19 protein-coding genes are annotated in these 21,018 nt (G+C 33.2%); 13 read left to right on the top strand and 6 right to left on the bottom strand.

The genetic code is table 11. From position 1 onward, the window contains the following. Positions 1-53: 53 nt before the first annotated feature. Together N4T20_RS15300 and N4T20_RS15305 are read right to left on the bottom strand one after the other, a co-directional pair. Complete coding sequence (locus tag N4T20_RS15300; RefSeq protein ID WP_260670001.1) at positions 54-467, bottom strand: thiol-disulfide oxidoreductase DCC family protein; 414 nt, start codon at positions 465-467, stop codon at positions 54-56. Between the two features lie 366 nt (positions 468-833). After that, positions 834-2,999: an endonuclease MutS2 gene (locus N4T20_RS15305; protein ID WP_260670002.1), complete on the bottom strand. Its 2,166-nt coding sequence runs from the start codon at positions 2,997-2,999 to the stop codon at positions 834-836. 112 nt (positions 3,000-3,111) lie between these two features. Here N4T20_RS15305 and N4T20_RS15310 point away from each other — a divergent pair, with 112 nt between their 5' ends. Continuing rightward, positions 3,112-3,780 carry a uracil-DNA glycosylase gene (locus tag N4T20_RS15310; RefSeq protein WP_260670003.1) on the top strand — a complete coding sequence of 223 codons (669 nt, stop codon included), beginning with the start codon at positions 3,112-3,114 and terminating at the stop codon, positions 3,778-3,780. Positions 3,781-3,892: 112 nt separating this feature from the next. Here N4T20_RS15310 and N4T20_RS15315 read toward each other — a convergent pair whose 3' ends face one another. From N4T20_RS15315 to N4T20_RS15330, 4 genes are all read right to left on the bottom strand, one after another. Continuing rightward, the gene (locus tag N4T20_RS15315; RefSeq protein WP_260670004.1) at positions 3,893-4,267 is read right to left on the bottom strand and encodes a DUF4258 domain-containing protein; all 375 of its coding nucleotides are present in this window, start codon (positions 4,265-4,267) and stop codon (positions 3,893-3,895) included. A gap of 36 nt (positions 4,268-4,303) precedes the next feature. Next, positions 4,304-5,503 carry an alanine dehydrogenase gene (locus N4T20_RS15320; RefSeq protein ID WP_260670005.1) on the bottom strand — a complete coding sequence of 400 codons (1,200 nt, stop codon included), beginning with the start codon at positions 5,501-5,503 and terminating at the stop codon, positions 4,304-4,306. 139 nt (positions 5,504-5,642) lie between these two features. Further along, the gene (tsaE, locus tag N4T20_RS15325; RefSeq protein WP_260670006.1) at positions 5,643-6,050 is read right to left on the bottom strand and encodes a tRNA (adenosine(37)-N6)-threonylcarbamoyltransferase complex ATPase subunit type 1 TsaE; all 408 of its coding nucleotides are present in this window, start codon (positions 6,048-6,050) and stop codon (positions 5,643-5,645) included. Positions 6,051-6,151: 101 nt separating this feature from the next. After that, positions 6,152-7,705 carry a bifunctional response regulator/alkaline phosphatase family protein gene (locus N4T20_RS15330; protein ID WP_260670007.1) on the bottom strand — a complete coding sequence of 518 codons (1,554 nt, stop codon included), beginning with the start codon at positions 7,703-7,705 and terminating at the stop codon, positions 6,152-6,154. 223 nt (positions 7,706-7,928) lie between these two features. On the opposite strand from N4T20_RS15330, the gene N4T20_RS15335 reads away from it, so the two are divergent. The 12 genes from N4T20_RS15335 to N4T20_RS15390 all read left to right on the top strand — a co-directional run bounded on the left by N4T20_RS15335 (position 7,929) and on the right by N4T20_RS15390 (position 20,987). After that, entirely contained in the window at positions 7,929-9,158 is a 1,230-nt protein-coding gene (locus tag N4T20_RS15335) for an HD domain-containing protein (protein ID WP_260670008.1), read from the top strand. Between the two features lie 39 nt (positions 9,159-9,197). Beyond that, complete coding sequence (gene lpxD / locus N4T20_RS15340; RefSeq protein ID WP_260670009.1) at positions 9,198-10,241, top strand: UDP-3-O-(3-hydroxymyristoyl)glucosamine N-acyltransferase; 1,044 nt, start codon at positions 9,198-9,200, stop codon at positions 10,239-10,241. After that, entirely contained in the window at positions 10,234-11,622 is a 1,389-nt protein-coding gene (locus N4T20_RS15345) for a bifunctional UDP-3-O-[3-hydroxymyristoyl] N-acetylglucosamine deacetylase/3-hydroxyacyl-ACP dehydratase (RefSeq protein ID WP_260670010.1), read from the top strand. The genes lpxD and N4T20_RS15345 overlap by 8 nt, the downstream gene beginning before the upstream one ends. A 74-nt stretch (positions 11,623-11,696) precedes the next feature. Continuing rightward, positions 11,697-12,482: an acyl-ACP--UDP-N-acetylglucosamine O-acyltransferase gene (gene lpxA, locus N4T20_RS15350; protein WP_260670011.1), complete on the top strand. Its 786-nt coding sequence runs from the start codon at positions 11,697-11,699 to the stop codon at positions 12,480-12,482. 129 nt (positions 12,483-12,611) lie between these two features. Then, positions 12,612-13,178 carry an elongation factor P gene (gene efp / locus N4T20_RS15355; RefSeq protein ID WP_260670012.1) on the top strand — a complete coding sequence of 189 codons (567 nt, stop codon included), beginning with the start codon at positions 12,612-12,614 and terminating at the stop codon, positions 13,176-13,178. 121 nt (positions 13,179-13,299) lie between these two features. Then, a complete protein-coding gene (locus N4T20_RS15360; RefSeq protein ID WP_260670013.1) occupies positions 13,300-14,181 on the top strand; it encodes a UDP-3-O-(3-hydroxymyristoyl)glucosamine N-acyltransferase in 882 nt (293 codons plus the stop codon). 49 nt (positions 14,182-14,230) lie between these two features. Beyond that, positions 14,231-14,593, top strand: a complete 363-nt coding sequence (locus N4T20_RS15365; RefSeq protein ID WP_260670014.1) for a nuclear transport factor 2 family protein — start codon at positions 14,231-14,233, stop codon at positions 14,591-14,593. An 86-nt stretch (positions 14,594-14,679) separates the two neighbouring features. Continuing rightward, entirely contained in the window at positions 14,680-15,552 is an 873-nt protein-coding gene (sucD, locus tag N4T20_RS15370) for a succinate--CoA ligase subunit alpha (protein WP_057118027.1), read from the top strand. A 152-nt stretch (positions 15,553-15,704) separates the two neighbouring features. Further along, on the top strand, positions 15,705-16,133 hold the full coding sequence (locus N4T20_RS15375; RefSeq protein WP_260670015.1) for a hypothetical protein: 429 nt from the start codon (positions 15,705-15,707) through the stop codon (positions 16,131-16,133). Between the two features lie 122 nt (positions 16,134-16,255). Further along, positions 16,256-18,700: a T9SS type A sorting domain-containing protein gene (locus N4T20_RS15380; RefSeq protein WP_260670016.1), complete on the top strand. Its 2,445-nt coding sequence runs from the start codon at positions 16,256-16,258 to the stop codon at positions 18,698-18,700. 474 nt (positions 18,701-19,174) lie between these two features. After that, a complete protein-coding gene (locus N4T20_RS15385; protein WP_260670017.1) occupies positions 19,175-19,780 on the top strand; it encodes an RNA polymerase sigma factor in 606 nt (201 codons plus the stop codon). A 91-nt stretch (positions 19,781-19,871) separates the two neighbouring features. Further along, positions 19,872-20,987: a FecR family protein gene (locus N4T20_RS15390; RefSeq protein ID WP_260670018.1), complete on the top strand. Its 1,116-nt coding sequence runs from the start codon at positions 19,872-19,874 to the stop codon at positions 20,985-20,987. Positions 20,988-21,018 lie beyond the last annotated feature (31 nt).

A 21,018-nucleotide genomic window follows, 5' to 3' on the forward strand; every position in this document is an offset into this window, starting at 1 on the left:
AATTGAATATATTTTAAGTAAAGTGTGTTTTTGGAATTTAAGAAATTGAAAATTTAAAGAAATTTAGATTTTAGCTCAGGGGTTGGAATCATGCAGCTCTCTTTTTTGCCATACCAATTGTATCTGTTCTTTGCAATGTAATCGTAAATTCTGTCGCTGATAAAAATTGGTACGATTCTAAAAATTGGACTTAGTTTCCAAAGACCGTCAAAATTTTTAGCTATTTCAATAACTGCAGAAGATTTATAAAAATATGCTATTCCAGGATTGTATAAAATAATACTGTCCATCTTTGAAAAACTGATTCCTAGATGTTTACAAATCGAAATTCCTAAATCAGATTGCAATGCGACAAATCTAAAAATATCTTTTCGGTCGTGTTTGATAATAAACTGTACAGCAGAATTGCAGAGGTTACAGACTCCGTCAAAAAGAACTATTTTTTTATTTTTTGGAAGGTCTTCCATTTTAATTTCTTTGTTTCGAGTTTAACGAATTTTTCTAGTTTGTCATTCCGAGGAACGAGGAATCTCCGCGACAAAATTCCGTATTGATTGGAAATAGTTTGCGGAGCTACTTGCGGAGATTCCTCGTTCCTCGAAATGACAAAAATGAGAAAAGAAAAGATGTATTGATAAAATTTATTTAAAATTAAATTTTAATAAATTTAATAAATCAAAAACAACCTCTACAAATCGTTTTAAATAGCTTTTTAAAAATTAGCAATCTTCTTTTGCGTATTTTTAAAAATCGTTTCTTAAATCGCTTTATTTTAATTTTTAGGTTTTTTAGCCATTTTTCAAGGCTGAAAAACTGCAATTGAGACTGAAAAGTTATTTTTTTACAGCCTCAACCAATTCCAGTTCATCCAAACTTACTTTCGAAGTAAAAATGCCATAATTTACAGTTGCTTTATTTTTTTCGATTAAGTCTATGCTTCCAACAGATCTTCCGTCAAGCATTCTTACTCGGTCACCAACTTTTAAAATAGGTTTTGGTTTTTCTACAACAGGTTTAAGTTTTTTCTCTTTTTTCTCTTTTCGAATTTCTTCAACTTTTACCTGTACTTCAGCAATAATCTCTTTTTGTTTTTCAACTTTAGCTTTAACCTCTTTTGGAGTTGCTTTTTTGCGTTTTGAATTTTCAATTTCAACGATTTTCAAAAACTCGCCAATAAGTTCTTTTTTATTTTTGTTGTTAAAGTACTTCTCAGCAATATCATCAATTTTTTGTCCTATATATATAATCTTCTGATTGCTATCGTATAATTCCTGATAGCTTTCCAGTTTTTGCTGAATCTTAGTATTGATGGTTTCCATCTTTTTACTCTCCTCACGCGCACGAGTTTCTTCTTCTTTCAAATTGAGAGAAGTTTTTTCAAGTTTCGATCTTTCTTTTTGAAGATTCGCGATTGTTTTATCAAAACGAACTTTTCCAACTTCAATTTTCTTTTTCGCACGATTAATCAATCCAAACGGAATTCCATTTTTTTGAGCAACTTCAAAAGTAAAAGAACTTCCTGCCTGACCCAAAGCCAGTTTGTACATTGGTTCAAGAGTCTTTTCATCAAACATCATGTTTGCGTTGGTTGCGTATGGTAATTCGTTTGCAAGTATTTTTAAATTTGCATAATGTGTTGTGATAATTCCGAAAGCTTCACGATGATAAAATTCTTCTAAGAAAATTTCAGCCAAGGCGCCACCGAGTTCTGGGTCAGAACCTGTACCAAATTCATCAATCAAAAACATGGTTTTTCGATTACATTTCTTTAAAAAGTAATTCATGTTTTTTAAACGATATGAATAGGTACTCAAGTGATTCTCAATAGATTGATTATCACCGATATCTGTCAAGATTCTATCAAATAAGAAAGTTTCACTTCTTTCGTGAACTGGAATCAAAATTCCAGACTGCAGCATTAATTGCAACAAACCAACCGTTTTTAAGGAAATTGTTTTTCCTCCAGCATTTGGGCCAGAAATTACGATTATTCGATTTTCTTGTTTCAGTTCAATGGTCTGCGGGTGCGTAACTTCTTGTTTTTGTTTATTATTCAAATACAAAATCGGGTGATACGCTTCTCTAAAAAACAATCTTCTTTCTTCTGTAATGGCAGGCAAAATTCCGTTAATGCGATTTGCATACTTTGCTTTTCCGGCAACCACATCGATATCACTCAAAAAGTCTTGATATTCAACTAACAAAGGAAGATAAGGGCGAATTACATTGGATAAATTCTTTAAAATTCTCGTAATTTCTTCCTTTTCTTCATATTCCAAATTGGCTAATTCTCTAGAATATTTTAGAGTAGCTTCAGGTTCGATATAAGCAATACTTCCAGTTTTAGAACTTCCTAAAATTGAACCTTTTACTTTTCTGCGATACATAGCCAATACCGCTAAAACTCTACGATTCTGCACAAAGCTCTCTTTGATATCGTCTAAATATCCTAAACTGTTGTATTGAGTTAAAGCCACGCCAAAGCTTTGATTCACTTTTCCGCGAACCAAATTCATGTTTTGGCGAATTCCAGCTAGTGCAGGAGAAGCATTGTCTTTTATTTCTCCATATTTGTCTACAATTGCGTCAATTGCAGTTATAATGTCTTTGGTTAATTCTACGCGAGAAGCTCTTGCATTTAAGTTTGGATAATAATCATCAAACTTTTTCAAGAAATTCAATAGGACATTTGTTGTTAAAGAAAGATTGGCGATTTTTCTAAAACTTCCTACTTCAAGAAAACTGTCTTCGATGGCAAGAAACTTAATTTCGTGCGTTATAGCATCAAATCCATGATTCGGAATTGCATTATTATTTTGGAAAGAAGACACATACTCTGATGTCTGCATCAAAGCTTGCATTAATTCTTCTTTATCTCTAAATGGTTTTATTTGTAAAGCCTTTTCTTTTCCAATATCGGTATTGCAGCCATCTGAAATGGTTTCGAGAACGGTTGGAAATTGTAAGTCTTGTAACGTTTTTTCTGTAATAGATATCATTATATATCGTAAATTGTAAAGATTTCAAAGTTACAAAGTTTTAAAAACTTAACCGCACTAATAATTGGTAGTTTGAAGAAAACTTTGCGTAATTTGTAGTAAAAATTATAAAATGGAAATTAATTTAGCTCAAGACTGGCAGATTGTTTTAAAGGATGAAATCGAAAAACCGTATTTTAAGGAATTAATGATTGCACTTGACCAAGAATACGACACTCATACCTGTTACCCTCCTGCAGAATTGATTTTTTCTGCTTTTGATAATTGCAGTTTTGAAGCTTTGAAAGTTGTGATTATCGGACAAGATCCTTATCATGGGGAAGGAGAGGCCAGTGGTCTAAGTTTTTCTGTAAATGATAATGTTAAGATACCGCCTTCATTGCGTAATATATTCAAGGAAATTAATACTGATTTTGATTCTATCTTTATGCCAACTTCTGGTAATCTTGAAAACTGGGCTCGTCAAGGTGTTTTACTTTTGAATGCGTCTCTGACCGTTAGAAAGGATAGTCCAAATAGTCATAAACATTTAAAATGGAATCTTTTTACAGATGCAGTGATTCGAGCCATTTCTGATAAGAAAAAAAATGTTGTTTTTCTATTATGGGGAAGTTTTGCCCAGAAAAAAGGATCAAAAATTGATAGATCAAAGCATTTTGTTTTGGAATCTGGACACCCCTCGCCAATGAGTGCTAATCAAGGTAAATGGTTTGGAAATAAACATTTTAGCCAAACAAATGAATTTTTAAAATCTAAAGGATTGAAAGAAATTGAATGGTAATTTTTTGAATTTATAAAGTTTCAGAGCTGTAAAGTGACAAAGGGAAAAATTTACTACTAAAAAAAAATCTTTTGAATCTGCAAAAACTGCGAGAAGCAAAAGATTTAATTTTTTATTTTTTTACAATTTCTTCTAAAACGGCTTTGTTTTCGTAATTAACCACTTTCAGAATAATTTCTTGATTTTTTACTGTTTTTCCTTCAATGATATACAATTTTCCTTTTTTGAATGGAATGTTGCTTTGATCGAAATTTACGTCTCCGTAAGTTAAGGTATTTTTGATATCAGCAGTATCGACCCATTTTTCGTTTAAAGTCTGAACAGCTTTTTCAGAATATTGGAAAGGTTTTGTTCTGAGATTGTTTAAAACTCGGGCATTTGGAAAATAATTGCATCGGGTGTCTTTTCCGATAAAAAATCCTGATACAATAAAACATCCCATTACGAGACCAATCAAATAATATGCTAAGCGGTATGCGAACTTCATGAAATAAAATTTTTGCAAAGGTACGCTAAAGTTCCTTTAAAATACAAGTAAATTAATATCGTTATCCGGAAGGTCGAACCAGTCGCCGATGGCTTTATTGGTCAAAATTCCGTGATAAAGATAAATTCCATTTTTAAGTCCTTTGTTGCATCGAATTGCGCTTTCAATACCACCATCTTCAGCTATCTGATGCAGATACGGTGTTAAGATGTTACTGATTGATAATGAAGCAGTTTTGGAATATCTTGATGGAATGTTTGGTACGCAATAGTGTAAAACATTACTTTTTATAAACGTCGGTTTTTCGTGAGTGGTAACTTCAGAAGTTTCGAAGCAGCCACCGGTATCAATGCTCACGTCAACAATTACGGCACCTTTTTTCATGTGTTCCACCATTGTTTCATTGACCACAATCGGACAGCGTTCTTTGCCTCGCATAGCGCCAATTGCGACGTCACAGCGTCTTAAAGCTTTTAATAAGCCTTTTTGCTGTATGGTTGAAGTGAAAATTCTTTGATTTAAATTGTTTTGCAGACGGCGTAATTTAGTAATAGAATTATCAAAAACTTTTACGTTTGCGCCTAGTCCAATCGCAGTTTTAGCAGCAAACTCGCCAACAGTTCCAGCCCCAAGAATTACAACTTCCGTAGGAGGAACGCCAGTTATATTTCCGAATAAAAGTCCTTTTCCGAATTCATTTGTGATCATTAATTCGGCTGCAATAAGAATCGAAGCAGTTCCCGCAATTTCACTTAAAGATTTTACTGCTGGATAAGAACCGTCTTGGTCTTTTATATATTCAAAAGCAAAAGCGGTAATTTTCTTTTTGGCCAAAGCTTCGAAGTATTCTTTCTTTTTGGTTTTAAGCTGAATAGCAGAAATAATTACCGTTTCTGGATTGATCATTTCGATTTCAGTTAAAGTTGGCGGTTCTACTTTTAATAGAAACGGACAGCCAAAAACTCTTTTAGTGTCTTTTGTAATTTCTGCACCAGCATCTGCATATTCTTTGTCTGTATAACTCGAACTTTCTCCAGCGCCAGATTCGATCATAACGCGATGCCCTTCATAAGTTAAGGAAGCGACTGCATCAGGCGTAAGACAGATACGACGTTCTTGATAACTTGTTTCTTTAGGAATTCCTATAAAAAGTTCTCTTTTAAAACGACCAACCTCAAGTTTTTCTTCCTGCGGTATTAATTGTTGTTTTGTAAATGGAGTTAACGTGATTGACATGGATAGTGCAAAAAATTAAAAGTACAAATTACGTAAAAAGTTTTAAAATTAGTGTAAAAATTCTGCTAATACTCACACTTAAAAGTTAAGAAACCATAATAGCTTTCAATAAAAGTATCGATTTTGCTTTAGAAGAATTTTAAACCAGTTCTAATTCTCTTTTTCCGTCAGGAAGCAATTCTATGTTTATGGTAGAATGTTCTTCGGGAATCAAACTTGCAATTTTTTCAGACCATTCGATAAAACACCAGCCTCCCGAATACAAATAATCATCGACACCCATATCTAGCGCCTCGGTTTCTTTGTTTAATCTGTAAAAATCAAAGTGATAGACCGTTTGATTGTTAGTGGTGTGGTATTCATTCACTAAAGAAAAAGTCGGGCTGCTTGTAGCATCTTGAACTCCCAAACTTTTGCATAGCTGTTTGATTAAAGTAGTTTTTCCAACTCCCATTTCTCCATTAAAAAGAATGATTTTTTTTGGGTTTGAAGCTATAATCTGTTCGGCAACTTCTTGAATTTGATCTAATGAAAAAACGATGTTCATTGTTGTTTATTTTTTGCCACGAATTTCACGAATTTTCGCGAATTAAAGTTTTATTTTTTTAGAATTTTCAAATCAATTAGTGAAATTCGCGGCTAGTGCTTTTATTTAGGATTAAAAACCAGGAACGGAATAATCATTTCTTCTAATGAAATTCCTCCGTGCTGGTAAGTGTTTTTGTAATAGCTCACATAATGATTGTAGTTGTTTACGTAAGCCAAGAAAAAATCATTTTTGGCAAAAATAAACGAACTGCTCATGTTTATTGCAGGCAAACCAATTGATTTTGGTTCTTTGACTACATAAACGTCTTTTTGTTCGTATGTTAAACTGCGCCCGGTTTTGTAGCGTAAATTTAGACTTGTGTTTTTGTCTCCCACAACTTTCGACGGATTTTTTACATTAATAGTTCCGTGGTCTGTTGTTAGAATCAGTTTGAAGCCTAAAAGCTGTGCCTGCTGAATAATTTCTAATAAAGGAGAATTTTTGAACCAGCTTAGGGTTAAAGAACGATATGCTTTGTCGTCTGAAGCCAATTCTTTTACGACTTCCATTTCGGTTTTAGCGTGCGAAAGCATATCAACAAAGTTGTAGACGACCGTCACTAAATCGTTCCCTTTTAAAGCCTTGAAATTTTCTGCCAATTTTTTTCCGCCTGCGTAGTTGGTGATTTTAAAATAATCTTCCTTAATATTCAATCCTAAACGTTTTAATTGTGCCGACAGAAATTCTGCTTCGTAAAGGTTTTTTCCGCCGTCTTCCACATCATTTTTCCAGTATTCCGGAAATTGCTTTTCCATTTCTAAAGGCATTAAACCTGAAAAAATCGAATTTCTGGCATATTGTGTGGCAGTTGGAAGAATAGAGTAGTACGGAACTTCTTTTTCCAATTTGTAATAGTTTGAAACTACGCCTTCAAAAGCTTTCCATTGGTCGTAACGAAGGTTGTCAATTACAACAAAAAGAATCGGTTTGTCTTTCTTTTTTATTTCTGGAACAACCAATTCTTTAAATAAAGTGTTGGACTGGATTGGTTTATCAGCTTTTGGCGCAAACCAGTCTTCATAGTTTCTTTCGATGTACTTTCCAAATTGCGAATTGGCTTCTACTTTCTGAGACTCCAAAATTTCGATCATTGCCGTATCGTTGATGTCTTCGAGTTTTAGTTCCCAAAAAAGCAGTTTTTTATACAGCTCGATCCAGTCTTCATAAGAATTAACCATAGCCAATTCCATTGAAATCTTTCTGAATTCTTTTTGATAATCTAAGGTTGTCTTTTCTGTAATTAATCGCGAATCATCCAGATTTTTCTTCAAACTCAATAAAATCTGATTCGGGTTTACAGGTTTTATCAAATAATCGGCGATTTTAGAACCAATGGCTTCTTCCATAATGTATTCTTCCTCGCTTTTGGTGATCATAATCATTGGGATGGCAGATTTTTTTTCTTTCATTTCAGAAAGCGTTTCCAATCCGCTCATTCCTGGCATATTTTCATCTAGAAAAACAATGTCAAAATTATCTTCCTCAAATAAGGCAATCGCATCGAGACCGTTATTGCAAGTCGTTACTTCGTAATTCTTTTTTTCTAGAAATAATATGTGAGGCTTTAAAAGATCGATTTCATCGTCGACCCAAAGTATTTTTATCTTATCCATAAATCAATTTAATTTTACTGCAATTTAAAGTTATAGAACTAAAAAAGTATTAAAAATAGTATAAAATTACCAAAGATGAAACGCGATTTTATTTTGAAAATTAACATTTTTTAATGTATTGTATTGATAATCATTGTGATTTCGATTGTTATTTTTAAATAAAAAACACCGAACTCTTTATACTTATTTACTTATATTTGTTGACCAAAAAAATAACCAGACTGTGACTCAGATCAATAAACTTAAAATATTCAACGATCCTATATATGGATTCATTACGATTCCGAATGAGCTGGTTTACGACTTAATTCAGCATCCTTATTTTCAGCGTCTGCGTCGTATTTCACAGATGGGATTATCGTATTTGGTATACCCAGGAGCCAATCATACCCGTTTTCATCATGCGCTAGGCTGTATGCATTTGATGAAGAAAGCCATTGATACGCTTCGTTTTAAAGATGTTGTTATTTCGGATGAAGAAGAAAATGCGCTCCTGATAGCAATTTTACTTCATGATATAGGACATGGGCCATTTTCGCACGCTATGGAAAAAAGTATTGTGGAAGATGTGCATCATGAAGCCATTTCGCTATTGTTTATGAATCAGCTGAATGAAGAGTTTGGCGGAAGATTGAGTCTGGCGATTCAGGTTTTTAAGGGAGAATACCATAGAAAATTCATGCTTCAATTGATTTCAAGTCAGTTGGATATGGATCGAATGGATTACTTGAAACGCGATAGTTTTTATACAGGTGTTGCTGAAGGAAATGTAAATTCTGAACGATTGATTCAGATGATGAATGTAGAAAATGACGTTTTGGTGATTGAAGAAAAAGGAATTTATTCTGTAGAAAAATTTCTGCTTTCTAGAAGATTAATGTACTGGCAGGCCTATTTGCATAAAACAAGTCTGGTTGCCGAATTAATTTTGATGAAAGTTTTAAAAAGAGCAAAAGAACTGGTTTTAAAAGGTGTAGATCTTCCTTGCAGTGAACCGCTTTCTTATTTTATGCATAACAAAATTACGCTTGAAGATTTTGATGCTGAAAAGTTAGATTTATTTTCACAGTTAGATGATTTTGATATTATTAGTGCTCTAAAAGCTTGGCAGAGACAAGATGATTTTGTTTTAAGCACTTTGAGTAAAATGATAATCAACAGAGATTTGCTTAAAATAAAAATGAGCGCCGAGAAAGTTTCTATGGAAGAGTCTCAGTCTTTGAAAGAGCAGTTTGCCAATAAGCACCATATTTCGCAATTGGAGGCAGGATATTTTATTTTTAGAGGGAAAATTAAAAACCAAGCTTATAGTAAAGAAGCGGAACCTATTCGTATTTTGAAAAAAGATAAAACAATTGAAGATGTTGTTGAGGCTTCTGACCAGCTGAATCTGAAATCGTTATCTAAATTGGTGACAAAATATTATATCTGTTTTCCAAAACAACTTATATAAAATTAACATTTAAAACCTATTTTTTATATTTTTGTCGCGATGAAATTTACAGCAGAACAAATAGCAGGAATTTTAGAAGGAGAAGTTGTTGGGAATCCCAATGCAGAAGTTTCTAAGCTTTCTAAAATCGAAGAAGGAGAGGAAGGTTCTCTTACTTTTTTGGCTAACCCAAAGTATATCAATTATATATATACGACAAAGGCGACAGTAACAATTGTTAATGACAGCTTTATTCCTGAACAGGAAATTACTACTACACTAATAAAGGTAGAAGATGCTTATGCGGCGTTTTCTAAACTTTTGCATTTTTATAATCAGGTAAAATTAAACAAAAACGGTATCGAGCCCCAGTCATTTATGTCTGAAGGAACTAAGTATGGTGAAAACCTATATTTAGGAAGTTTTAGTTATATCGGACAAAATGTGGTTTTAGGTAATAATGTAAAAATTTACCCAAATAGCTTTATTGGCGATAATGTTGTCATTGGAGATAATGTATTCATTTTTGCTGGTGCAAAAATCTATTCTGAAACTGTTATCGGCAATAATTGTACAGTTCATTCGGGTGTTATTATAGGTGCTGACGGTTTTGGTTTTGCGCCAAATGAAAACGGAGAATACAGCAAAGTGCCTCAAATTGGAAATGTTATTATTGAAGATAATGTAGATATTGGTGCTAATACCACTATAGATAGAGCAACTCTTGGTTCTACGATAATTAGAAAAGGAGTTAAATTAGACAATCAGATTCAGATTGCCCATAATGTAGAAATTGGAAAAAATACTGTGATAGCCGCTCAGAGTGGCGTAGCAGGTTCTACAAAAATTGGCGAAAATTGTATGATTGGAGGACAAGTAGGTATTGCAGGTCATTTAACAATAGGCAATAATGTTAGGCTTCAAGCGCAGTCGGGTGTAGCCAGAAACATTAAAGACGATGAAGTTCTGCAAGGAACGCCATCTCTTGGATATACAGATTTTAATAAATCGTACGTTCATTTTAAGAATCTGCCTAAAATTGTGGCTGAAGTTGAAGAATTAAAAAAACAAATAATAAACCCAAAAAATGGAAATAATGGTTAAACAGAAAACCATCAAAAATGAAATTTCGCTAACAGGAGTTGGTTTACACACTGGAAAAGAAGTTACAATGACTTTTAAACCTGCACCCGTTAATAATGGTTTCACTTTTGTAAGAGTAGATTTGCAAGGTCAACCAGTCATTGAGGCTGATGCTAATTATGTTGTTAACACTCAAAGAGGAACAAATCTTGAGAAATTAGGAGTAAAAATCCAAACACCAGAACACGTTTTAGCTGCAGTAGTTGGCTGCGATTTGGATAACATTATTATTGAATTGAATGCCTCTGAACTTCCTATTATGGATGGTTCATCAAAATATTTTGTTGAAGCGATTGAAAAGGCAGGAATTGAAGAGCAAGATGCGCAACGCAATGTTTACGTAGTTAAAGAAGTAATCTCTTTTACTGACGAAGCCACTGGAAGCGAAATTTTGGTGATGCCAAGCGATGAATATCAGGTTACAACAATGGTAGATTTTGGTACAAAAGTTTTAGGTACTCAAAACGCTACTCTTAAAAGTATAGCAGATTTTAAATCTGAAATCGCAAGTTCAAGAACTTTTAGCTTCCTTCACGAATTAGAATCTTTGTTAGAGCACGGACTTATTAAAGGGGGAGATTTAAATAATGCAATTGTATATGTAGATAAAGAAATCTCTGAGTCTACAATGGCTAATTTAAAGAAAGCATTTGGTAAAGATGAGATTTCTGTAAAGCCAAACGGCGTTTTAGACAACCTTACTTTACATTATCCAAACGAAGCGGCAAGACACAAATTGCTTGATGTAATTGGAGACTTATCTTTAATAGGAGTTCGTATTCAAGGAAAAATTATTGCTAATAAACCTGGACACTTTGTAAATACTCAATTTGCAAAGAAATTAGCCAAAATTATCAAAATAGAGCAGAGAAATCATGTTCCTACTTATGATTTGCATCAAGAACCTTTGATGGATATTCATAAAATTATGTCTATGCTTCCTCACAGACCTCCATTCTTGTTGATTGACAGAATTATCGAAATGTCTGATCGTCATGTTGTTGGTTTGAAAAATGTTACTATGAACGAGAATTTCTTCGTAGGACACTTTCCGGAAGCTCCAGTTATGCCAGGTGTATTAATTGTAGAAGCAATGGCGCAAACTGGAGGAATTTTAGTGTTAAGCACTGTTCCAGATCCTGAAAATTATTTGACCTATTTCATGAAAATTGATAATGTTAAATTTAAGCATAAAGTATTGCCAGGTGATACTTTAATCTTTAAATGTGAGTTAATTTCTCCTATCAGAAGAGGAATTTGCCATATGCAGGCAAACGCTTATGCAAATGGTAAATTGGTTACTGAAGCAGAATTAATGGCACAAATAGCAAGAAAACAATAATAAATTATCAAATTTATTGTTTAGGTTTGTTGCTTCAAATCAGAATATTTTAATTAAAAATATAAAACATACAGATGAATCAACCATTAGCATATGTTCATCCAGGCGCAAAAATCGCTAAAAATGTTGTAATAGAGCCATTTACAACAATTCACAATAATGTTGTTATTGGTGATGGTACTTGGATTGGTTCAAACGTGACCATTATGGAAGGTGCTCGAATTGGAAAAAATTGTAATATTTTTCCAGGAGCTGTAATTTCTGCAGTGCCACAAGATTTAAAATTCGGCGGCGAAGATTCTCTTGCGATTATCGGTGATAATTGTACAATTAGAGAATGCGTAACCATAAATAGAGGAACAGTAGCTTCTGGCCAGACTGTAATTGGAAACAATTGTCTAATAATGGCTTATGCACACATCGCGCACGATTGCGAGATTGGAAACAATGCTATTATTGTAAATGGTGTTGCTTTGGCAGGTCACGTAGTTGTTGGAAATCACGCTGTTATTGGAGGTTTGGCGGCAATTCACCAATTTATCCATATTGGAGATCATGCTATGATTTCTGGTGGTTCGTTGGTAAGAAAAGACGTTCCTCCGTTTACAAAAGCAGCAAAGGAACCTTTGTCCTATGTTGGAATTAATTCTGTTGGTTTAAGAAGAAGAGGGTTTACAACTGAAAAGATTAGAGAAATTCAGGAAATCTATAGAATTTTATACCAAAAGAACTACAATACAACTCAAGCTTTAAGTATTATTGAGGCTGAAATGGAAGCGACTCCTGAAAGAGATGAAATTCTAGATTTTATTAGAAATTCATCTAGAGGAATTATGAAAGGTTACTCAGGAAACTATTAATTTTAGAGTTTAGATTTCTGATTTTAGATTTCTAAACTTTACAAAATTAGTATATTAAAAATAAAAAAAAATATAATGTAGACCGATTTAAATCTAAAATCTACATTCTTAAATCTAAAATAAAAAAAAATGGCATCTACATCAGATATTAGAAACGGATTGTGTATTAAGTTTAATCACGATATCTATAAAATTATCGAATTCCTTCACGTAAAGCCTGGAAAAGGTCCGGCTTTCGTAAGAACTAAATTGAAAAGTTTAACTTCAGGAAAAGTATTAGACAATACATTTTCTGCAGGTCACAAGATTGATGTTATCCGTGTTGAAACGCATACATTCCAGTTTTTGTATCCAGAAGGAGATGAATTTCACTTCATGAATGCTGAAACGTTTGAGCAAATTTCTTTAAACAAAAACATCTTAGATGCTCCAGATTTGTTAAAAGAAGGTACAAACGTAATGGTTCAAATTAACACAGAAACAGATTTGCCTTTATCAGTAGATATGCCAGCATCTGTAATTCTTGAAGTTACTTATGCAGAGCCAGGAGTAAAAGGAAATACAGCTACAAACGCAACAAAAAATGCTACAGTAGAAACAGGAGCAAACATCAACGTTCCTTTGTTTATCAATGAAGGAGATAAAATTAAAATTGATACTGCTACAGGTTCTTACATGGAGCGTGTAAAAGAGTAGTTTTTAATTAAGATAAATTTGACAATGAGTCAATTAGATAATCTGTGAATAGACATTATTTTCGTATATTCACATTCTAATTGACTCATTTTCTGATTGACAAATTTTCTAATTATAATATATGAAATTTCCAAAGAGTCATTCTTTACAAGAAATTGCCAATTTGCTTAACTGCAAATTTATCGGAGACAAAGACTTTCAAGTTTTAGGCATGAACGAGATACACGTTGTGGAGCCTGGAGACATTGTTTTTGTTGACCACCCAAAATATTACGACAAAGCTTTACAATCGGCAGCGACTATTGTTTTGATAAACAAAGAAGTAGAATGCCCAGAAGGTAAAGCTCTTTTAATTTCTGATGATCCATTTAGAGATTTTAATATTCTTACAAAGCATTTTAAACCATTCCAATTCGCTAATGTTGCCATTGCGCCTTCTGCTGAAATAGGGGAAGGGACTGTAATTCAGCCAAATACTTTTGTTGGCAATAATGTTAAAATAGGTAAGAACTGTTTGATACATTCTAATGTGTCTATTTATGATCATACTGTAATTGGCGACAATGTAATTATCCATGCGGGAACTATTTTAGGAGCTGATGCTTTTTATTATAAAAAACGTCCAGAAGGTTTCGATCAATTGGTTTCTGGCGGTAGAGTGGTTATTGAAGATAATGTTGGCATTGGCGCTTTATGTACAATTGACAAAGGCGTTACTGGAGATACGACCATTGGTGCGGGCTCAAAATTAGATAATCAAGTGCACGTTGGTCACGATACTGTAATTGGTAAAAAATGTCTGATTGCTTCTCAAACCGGTATTGCGGGCTGCGTGATTATTGAGGACGAAGTAACTTTATGGGGACAAGTAGGCACTACGAGCGGCATAACAATTGGAGCAAAAGCCGTTGTTATGGGGCAGACAGGTGTAACTAAGTCTGTTGAAGGCGGAAAATCATATTTTGGCACCCCAATTGAAGAGTCGCGTGAAAAATTGAAATAATTAGCCAATATCAAGAAGATTCCTGAAATTTTAAGTAAATTGAAGTAATATGTCTATTAAAGAATTTGTTCAGAAATTTTATAAGTCAGATGCCCTAATTGATAGCGAAATTTTAAAAACATATCTGCATCCTGATGTTACGCTTGAATGGAACAGCAGTAAGGGGTTTATTCAGATGGATTATGATTCGATAATCGAAATGGCCAATGAGCTTAGCCGTGCATATGTGCGATCTAAGGTTAGAATCAGTCATATTATTGCCGAAGATGATTTAGTATCAGTGCGTTACTCTCATTTTGTGAAAACAATCGAGAATCCAAGAGAAGAAATGCTTTTAGCACATTTTGCAACCATTTGGCAGATAAAAGATGATAAACTTTATAGAGGTTATCAAATGAGTCAATTTTCTTAATATTTTTTTGACAATAAAAGAGTCAAAATACATTACAAAACCTTATTTTTGCAACACAAATTTAAAAACTACATAAAATATATATCATGAGTGTTTTAGTTAATAAAGATTCCAAAATAATTGTTCAGGGATTTACAGGAAGTGAAGGAACTTTCCACGCTTCTCAAATGATTGAGTACGGTACTAATGTTGTTGGAGGGGTTACTCCAGGAAAAGGTGGTACTAGCCATTTAGATCGTCCAGTTTTTAATACAGTAAAAGATGCTGTTGACCAAGCTGGTGCTGATACTTCTATCATTTTTGTTCCGCCAGCTTTTGCTGCTGATGCAATTATGGAAGCTGCTGATGCTGGAATTAAAGTAATTATTGCTATTACAGAAGGAATTCCTGTAGCAGATATGATTAAAGCAAATAATTATGTTAAAGAAAGAAATTCAAGATTAATTGGTCCAAACTGTCCAGGTGTGATTACTCCAGGTGAAGCTAAAGTGGGTATTATGCCAGGTTTCGTTTTCAAAAAAGGAACAGTTGGTATCGTTTCTAAATCTGGAACTTTAACTTATGAAGCTGCAGACCAAGTTGTAAAACAAGGTTTAGGTATCACTACTGCAATTGGTATTGGTGGAGATCCAATTATTGGAACTACAACTAAAGAAGCTGTAGAATTATTAATGAATGATCCAGAAACTGAAGCTATCATTATGATTGGTGAAATCGGTGGTCAACTTGAAGCTGATGCTGCAAGATGGGTAAAAGCTGACGGTAACCGTAAGCCAGTTATTGGTTTTATCGCTGGAGAAACTGCTCCTGCTGGTAGAACAATGGGTCACGCAGGTGCAATCGTTGGAGGTTCTGATGATACAGCTGCTGCTAAAAAACAAATCATGAGAGACAACGGAATTCACGTTGTTGATTCACCAGCTGAAATTGGTAAAAAAGTAAAAGAAGTACTTGGATAATTTTCATCCCGAAGTTTCGGGGAAAAATAATAAATTCAAAAAAAAGTCTCAATATTATTGTTGAGACTTTTTTACATTTTAAAGGCTGAGGCGTAAATGAAATAAACCTAGCATCTCAGAACCTCAGTATCTTAGAAGCTTAAAAAGAAAATATGTACAAAGAATTAGAAAAATTTAAATCAACAAACAGTTTTACTTTTACCGTAAATGATAGTCTTGAAGAGGCTTGCAATGCACCAGAAGGGAGTGCGGGAATCTTTATTGTATACGCTGTCGAGGGTGATGCAAAAGAACTGATCATGGTTGGTTCTACAGGAACGGTTCAGAATGACGGAACTTTGAAAAGTAAAAATGGCGGACTTTATGACAAAATCGTAAACGGACACCAGTTTGCTAAAACAGGAAGAAAATATTCTTGGCCAGCGCAAATGAAATTAGAAAACATTGATGCTTTGGAAGTAGTTTGGTATGAAACTTTTGCTGGAGATGTAAAAGCAATACCAACTGCTGTTGAAGGGCAGGTTCTGCAAAATTTCTTAGATGAAAATGCCAAATTGCCAAGATGGAATGTAGCTTTTTAAGCTGCTTTTAAATAACAGATTATTAAAACCTTATTAATTTAATTAGTAAGGTTTTTTTTATGAAGCTATAGGTTTTTAGTTGGGGGTTTTATATATTTAAACACCAAAAACTAATAAAACCTATGATAAAAAACTACCTGCCATTACTGGCTTTGTGCTTTTTTTCTTCCTTAAAAGCGCAAATAATTAACATTCCGGATGCTAATTTCAAGGCAAAATTGCTTCAGGCAAATAGTTCTAATACGATCGCAAAAGATTTAAATTCAAGTTATTTTAAAATTGATGCTAACAGCAATGGCGAAATTGAAGTTGCTGAAGCTTTAAACGTAAGTTATTTAGACCTTAGAGAATCTAATATATCATCGCTAGATCAATTATCAAATTTTTCTAATCTCACTAATTTTAACTGTTCCAATAATAATTTAGGAGTGTTGGATCTTGGTAATTTGAAAAAACTTACAAGGTTAGTATGTTCATCAAATTTAATTACCGATTTGAACCTTTCAGATTTAAGTAAAGTGAGCTTACTTATTTGTGCGCAAAACAAGTTAACTTCTTTGAATGTTAGCAATTTAACAGAGTTAAATATAATCGAGTGCAATAATAATGATTTGCAATCATTGGATGTTTCAAATAGTTCGCATTTACAAGAACTCGTTTGTTACAAAAACAAACTTACTGAGTTAAAACTTCCTAATTCTTCGGTATTATGGTTTTTAAAATGTGCTCAAAATTTATTGCCAAGCTTAGACATTGCAAGATTGTCTGGTCTTGAATATTTTGATTTTTGGGATAATAAGATAACCGCTCTTGATTTCTCGAACGCTAAAAAACTAACAGATTGTTATGGCGGGGCGAATCCAATTGAATCTATTGATTTATCTAACCAAGTGCTTTTAAAAACTTTATGGATTGGGCACACATCGATTAAATCTTTAGATTTAAGTAATTTGAAAAACTTGAAAGATTTAAATGTATCAGATTGTCCAAATTTAGAGTTTCTTAATATTAAAAACGGAGCTGTTAAAAATTTAAGTTTTTTAGAGGCGCCTTTAAGTTCGTTAGGCTACAATGGTTTTAATTTGTCAAATTGTCCTAAGCTGCAATATATCTGCGATGATGATTCTAATTTGGTGGCGATTTCAGAAAAGATAGCGCCATATAAATACGAAAATTGCTTAGTTGGAAATTATTGCTCGTTTGAGCCCGGCGGTATAAATTACGCTGTAAAGGGCAAAAGCCAGATTGATAGTGATAGTAATGGCTGTGATGTTGGTGATTCAGGAGCTGTGTACTTAAAATTTTCAATTTTTGATGGTGCAAAGTCACAGAATTTTACTGCAGATTCTAATGGCGAATATGCTTTAAAGGTTCCTGCTGGTTCTTATAAAATAACTCCTATTGTAGAAAATTCAAGCTATTTTACAGTTTCGCCATCTTATGTCGATGTTGTTTTTCCAACGCAGGCAAGCCCTTTCAATCAAAATTTTTGCATTGCTCCAAATGGTATTCATAACGATTTAGAAATCACTATGATACCAATCGATGCGGCGCGACCTGGTTTTGACGCAAATTATAAATTAGTTTACAAAAACAAAGGAAATACAGTTCAATCAGGAACTGTAAATCTGAGTTTTGACGATTCAATTTTGGATTTCGTTTCTTCAAATTATAGCGTTTCTAGTCAAACTTCTGATAAACTAGTCTGGAATTTTTCAAATCTAAAACCTTTTGAAAGCAGAGAAATTGTATTGGTTTTGAATGTCAATTCTCCTATTGAATCTCCAGCGGTAAATAATGGAGATGTGCTGAAGTATACGGCAGCAATTGCCTCTACAGAAACAGATGAATCATTGGATGATAATGCTTTTAAACTTAATCAGACAGTGGTGGGATCTTACGACCCAAATGATAAAAAATGTTTAGAAGGAAATGTTATTAAGCCAGAACTTATTGGCAAATATGTTCATTATCTCATTCGCTTTGAAAATACAGGAACTTACAAAGCTGAAAATGTTGTGGTTAAGGATATAATTGATACGTTAAAATTTGATGTTTCAACTTTAGTTCCTACGAGTGCAAGCCATTCTTACAGAGTTAAAATTTCTGATGGAAATAAGGTTGAATTTATTTTCGAAAAAATAAATCTTCCTTTCGACGATGCCTATAACGATGGTTATATTGCTTTTAAAATTAAAACTTTACCGACTTTAAATGTAGGTGATTCTTTTGAAAATGAGGCTAATATTTATTTTGACTATAATTTTCCAATTCTTACAAATAAAGAAACCTCGACTTTTAAAACTTTAGGAAGACAAGATTTTGAGCTTTCATCTTCTTTTAATGTTTATCCGAATCCAGTTCAAAATTATCTGCAAATAGATTCAAAAGATTTGGTTGAAGTGGAGTCAATCTATGTTTATAATGTTGTAGGACAATTGGTTCAGGTGATTTCAAGCGCTGGCAATACTTCTAAAATTGATGTTTCGAAATTTCAATCTGGGAACTATATACTTCAAATCAAAACCGCAAAGGGAACTTCTTCTGCGAAGTTTATTAAAATTTAAAAGCATTCTTTTTCCGAAAAAAATAAAGCCTTACAATATGTGAGGCTTTTTTTGTGGAATATTTTTTTGGATAGAAATAGCGCTAGCGATTTTGAATCGCTTAATTTAATTCTGTTAATTAAAATTTAAATTACGGTAAATTTTAAGTTTAATCAAAAAAATGGAGTAATTACTGATAAATTTGAAAAAAATGGCAAATTTTAGCGAATTATTGGGTTTTAATTATTTGCTTTTCTATATTTATCACACAAAAACAAAAAATAATGTTAAAATTTGATTTTTTCTTTCTCTGATTTAAGCTGGTGAAATACGAAATACTTGTTAAATTTTTGTTAAATTGAATTTATTTCGCCTTTACTTTGATTCAAGAAGGAATTAAAATTTTTGAGAATTTTTTAACCCCCTGTAATTAATCTATACAATTTTAAGATGAATCTTAAATAATTTGATTTTTTGCGCCCTAAGCATTTTTGTATGAGCCAAATTTTAAAGAACAAAGTTTTAGACGATTTTATTTTATGGAATAATTTGAAAAATGGTAATGAGAAATCATTTTCATTGCTTTTTGAAAAATACTATAGAGACTTGATTAGTTATGGCAATTCGCTTTGTCCATATGCCGAAAAAGTGCAAGATTGTATTCAAGATGTTTTTGCTGATATTTGGCTGTATCGTAACTCTTTGCAAGATAATGTTATTGTTAAGGCATATTTGCTTTCGAGTGTTAGAAAGAGAATTGCTCGGCTGCATGAAAGAGATCATGTTTTTAGAAAAACGACTACTACAGATGCTTTAGAATTTCTTTTTGACTTTTCTATAGAAAACGATTTGGTTGAAGATGAAGTAACAGCCGAACGTGTGCTGCTTTTGAATAAATTATTAAATGATTTGCCCGGGCGCCAGAAAGAAGCGCTGTATTTGCGTTATCATCAAGGATTAAGTGTAGATCAGATAGCCGATTTATTGGATGTCAATTATCAGTCTGCGAGCAATCTTCTTCATCGAGGCTTATTGAGTCTTCGCAAAGAATGGAAAGGAAGTATTCCGCTTCTAGTCCTTATATCCTCAGGGGTTTTTTAAAAAATTAAGAAAAAATTAAAAAAAAATCTTAAATAGGTGAGTATATAATAAAAAACCTGTCCTCTATGTTTTTGTAACCCTAAATAGTGCGATGCAAAAACGTAATAATTATACCGACATAGAAGACTTTTTAGCTGATGATTCTTTTCAATTATGGATTTTGTCTAAAATTGATGAACAAGGCTGGGAAGAGTGGACTTTGGAAAATTTGCAAAGAGCAAAACTTGTCGAAGATGCCAGACTTGTACTGCTGGCCATGCGAGTTCCAAAATCGAATCTGTCTTCAAATGAAGTTCATGAAGCCCTGCAGCAAACTTGGCGTAAAATTGAACATAGAGAAGAACTTTCTCAAAAAACTTCAAAAATTAAGAAACTAAAAACACGAAGCTACTGGATTGGCGGTGCTGCAGCCGCTGTCTTGATTGGCGTTTTTTCTGTATGGTTTTTTAAAAATGATCTAATATCAAGCGACAATGTCGTTACATACAATGAATTGGTTCAGGAAACTGACGAAGGTTTGGTTGAACAAACCAACAATTCTGAAAAATCACAGATCGTAACTTTATCAGATGGAAGTTCGGTCTTATTACAGCCCAATAGTAAATTAAGTTACCCTAAAATCTTTACCGGGAACGAAAGAAAGGTGTATTTATCCGGCGAAGGTTTCTTTGAAATTAGTAAAAATCCTAAAAAGCCTTTTTTTGTTTATGCTAACGAAATTGTAACTCGTGTTGTGGGTACAAGCTTTAGAATAAAGGCTTATCCAGATCAACAGAATGTTGAAGTTCTTGTTCGCACCGGTAAAGTAAAGGTAAAGTCTAATGATTTGGTTCGCACTGTCGAAAACAAAGAGATTGTTCTGCTTCCAAATCAGGCATTGCGGTTTGTTCGTAAAGATTTGGTTTTTAATAAAATAACCAATATTACCGCAGATCCGATCCTAGTAAATAGCGTTAGGAATATTGAGCAGTTGAGCTTTGAGTTTACAGATATTCCTGTAGCGCAAATTTTAGAAACTATTGAGCAGGCTTATTTAGTAGACATCGATTTTCCTCATGACAAATTGAAAGACTGCAGATTGACCACTTCATTAAGCGATCAGCCGCTGGCAGAAAAACTTAAAATAATCTGTAAGAGTATTGGCAATGACACCAATTATGAAATGAATGGAAATCAGATTGTAATTACGACTTCTGGCTGTAACTAGAGTTTTAATTCAATCAAAAAAAATAGAAAAA

The sequence above is a fragment of the Flavobacterium sp. TR2 genome, from assembly GCF_025252405.1.
Classification (GTDB): Bacteria; Bacteroidota; Bacteroidia; order Flavobacteriales; family Flavobacteriaceae; genus Flavobacterium.

Coding starts and splice junctions, on each gene's coding strand:
- lpxD (WP_260670009.1), top strand. CDS start 9,198: ATGAAATTTACAGCAGAACAAATAGCAGGAATTTTAGAAGGAGAAGTT.
- N4T20_RS15305 (WP_260670002.1), bottom strand. CDS start 2,999: ATGATATCTATTACAGAAAAAACGTTACAAGACTTACAATTTCCAACC.
- N4T20_RS15345 (WP_260670010.1), top strand. CDS start 10,234: ATGGTTAAACAGAAAACCATCAAAAATGAAATTTCGCTAACAGGAGTT.
- N4T20_RS15365 (WP_260670014.1), top strand. CDS start 14,231: ATGTCTATTAAAGAATTTGTTCAGAAATTTTATAAGTCAGATGCCCTA.
- N4T20_RS15300 (WP_260670001.1), bottom strand. CDS start 467: ATGGAAGACCTTCCAAAAAATAAAAAAATAGTTCTTTTTGACGGAGTC.
- N4T20_RS15390 (WP_260670018.1), top strand. CDS start 19,872: ATGCAAAAACGTAATAATTATACCGACATAGAAGACTTTTTAGCTGAT.
- N4T20_RS15310 (WP_260670003.1), top strand. CDS start 3,112: ATGGAAATTAATTTAGCTCAAGACTGGCAGATTGTTTTAAAGGATGAA.
- N4T20_RS15315 (WP_260670004.1), bottom strand. CDS start 4,267: ATGAAGTTCGCATACCGCTTAGCATATTATTTGATTGGTCTCGTAATG.
- tsaE (WP_260670006.1), bottom strand. CDS start 6,050: ATGAACATCGTTTTTTCATTAGATCAAATTCAAGAAGTTGCCGAACAG.
- N4T20_RS15360 (WP_260670013.1), top strand. CDS start 13,300: ATGAAATTTCCAAAGAGTCATTCTTTACAAGAAATTGCCAATTTGCTT.
- N4T20_RS15380 (WP_260670016.1), top strand. CDS start 16,256: ATGATAAAAAACTACCTGCCATTACTGGCTTTGTGCTTTTTTTCTTCC.
- efp (WP_260670012.1), top strand. CDS start 12,612: ATGGCATCTACATCAGATATTAGAAACGGATTGTGTATTAAGTTTAAT.
- N4T20_RS15320 (WP_260670005.1), bottom strand. CDS start 5,503: ATGTCAATCACGTTAACTCCATTTACAAAACAACAATTAATACCGCAG.
- N4T20_RS15330 (WP_260670007.1), bottom strand. CDS start 7,705: ATGGATAAGATAAAAATACTTTGGGTCGACGATGAAATCGATCTTTTA.
- N4T20_RS15375 (WP_260670015.1), top strand. CDS start 15,705: ATGTACAAAGAATTAGAAAAATTTAAATCAACAAACAGTTTTACTTTT.
- sucD (WP_057118027.1), top strand. CDS start 14,680: ATGAGTGTTTTAGTTAATAAAGATTCCAAAATAATTGTTCAGGGATTT.
- N4T20_RS15385 (WP_260670017.1), top strand. CDS start 19,175: ATGAGCCAAATTTTAAAGAACAAAGTTTTAGACGATTTTATTTTATGG.
- lpxA (WP_260670011.1), top strand. CDS start 11,697: ATGAATCAACCATTAGCATATGTTCATCCAGGCGCAAAAATCGCTAAA.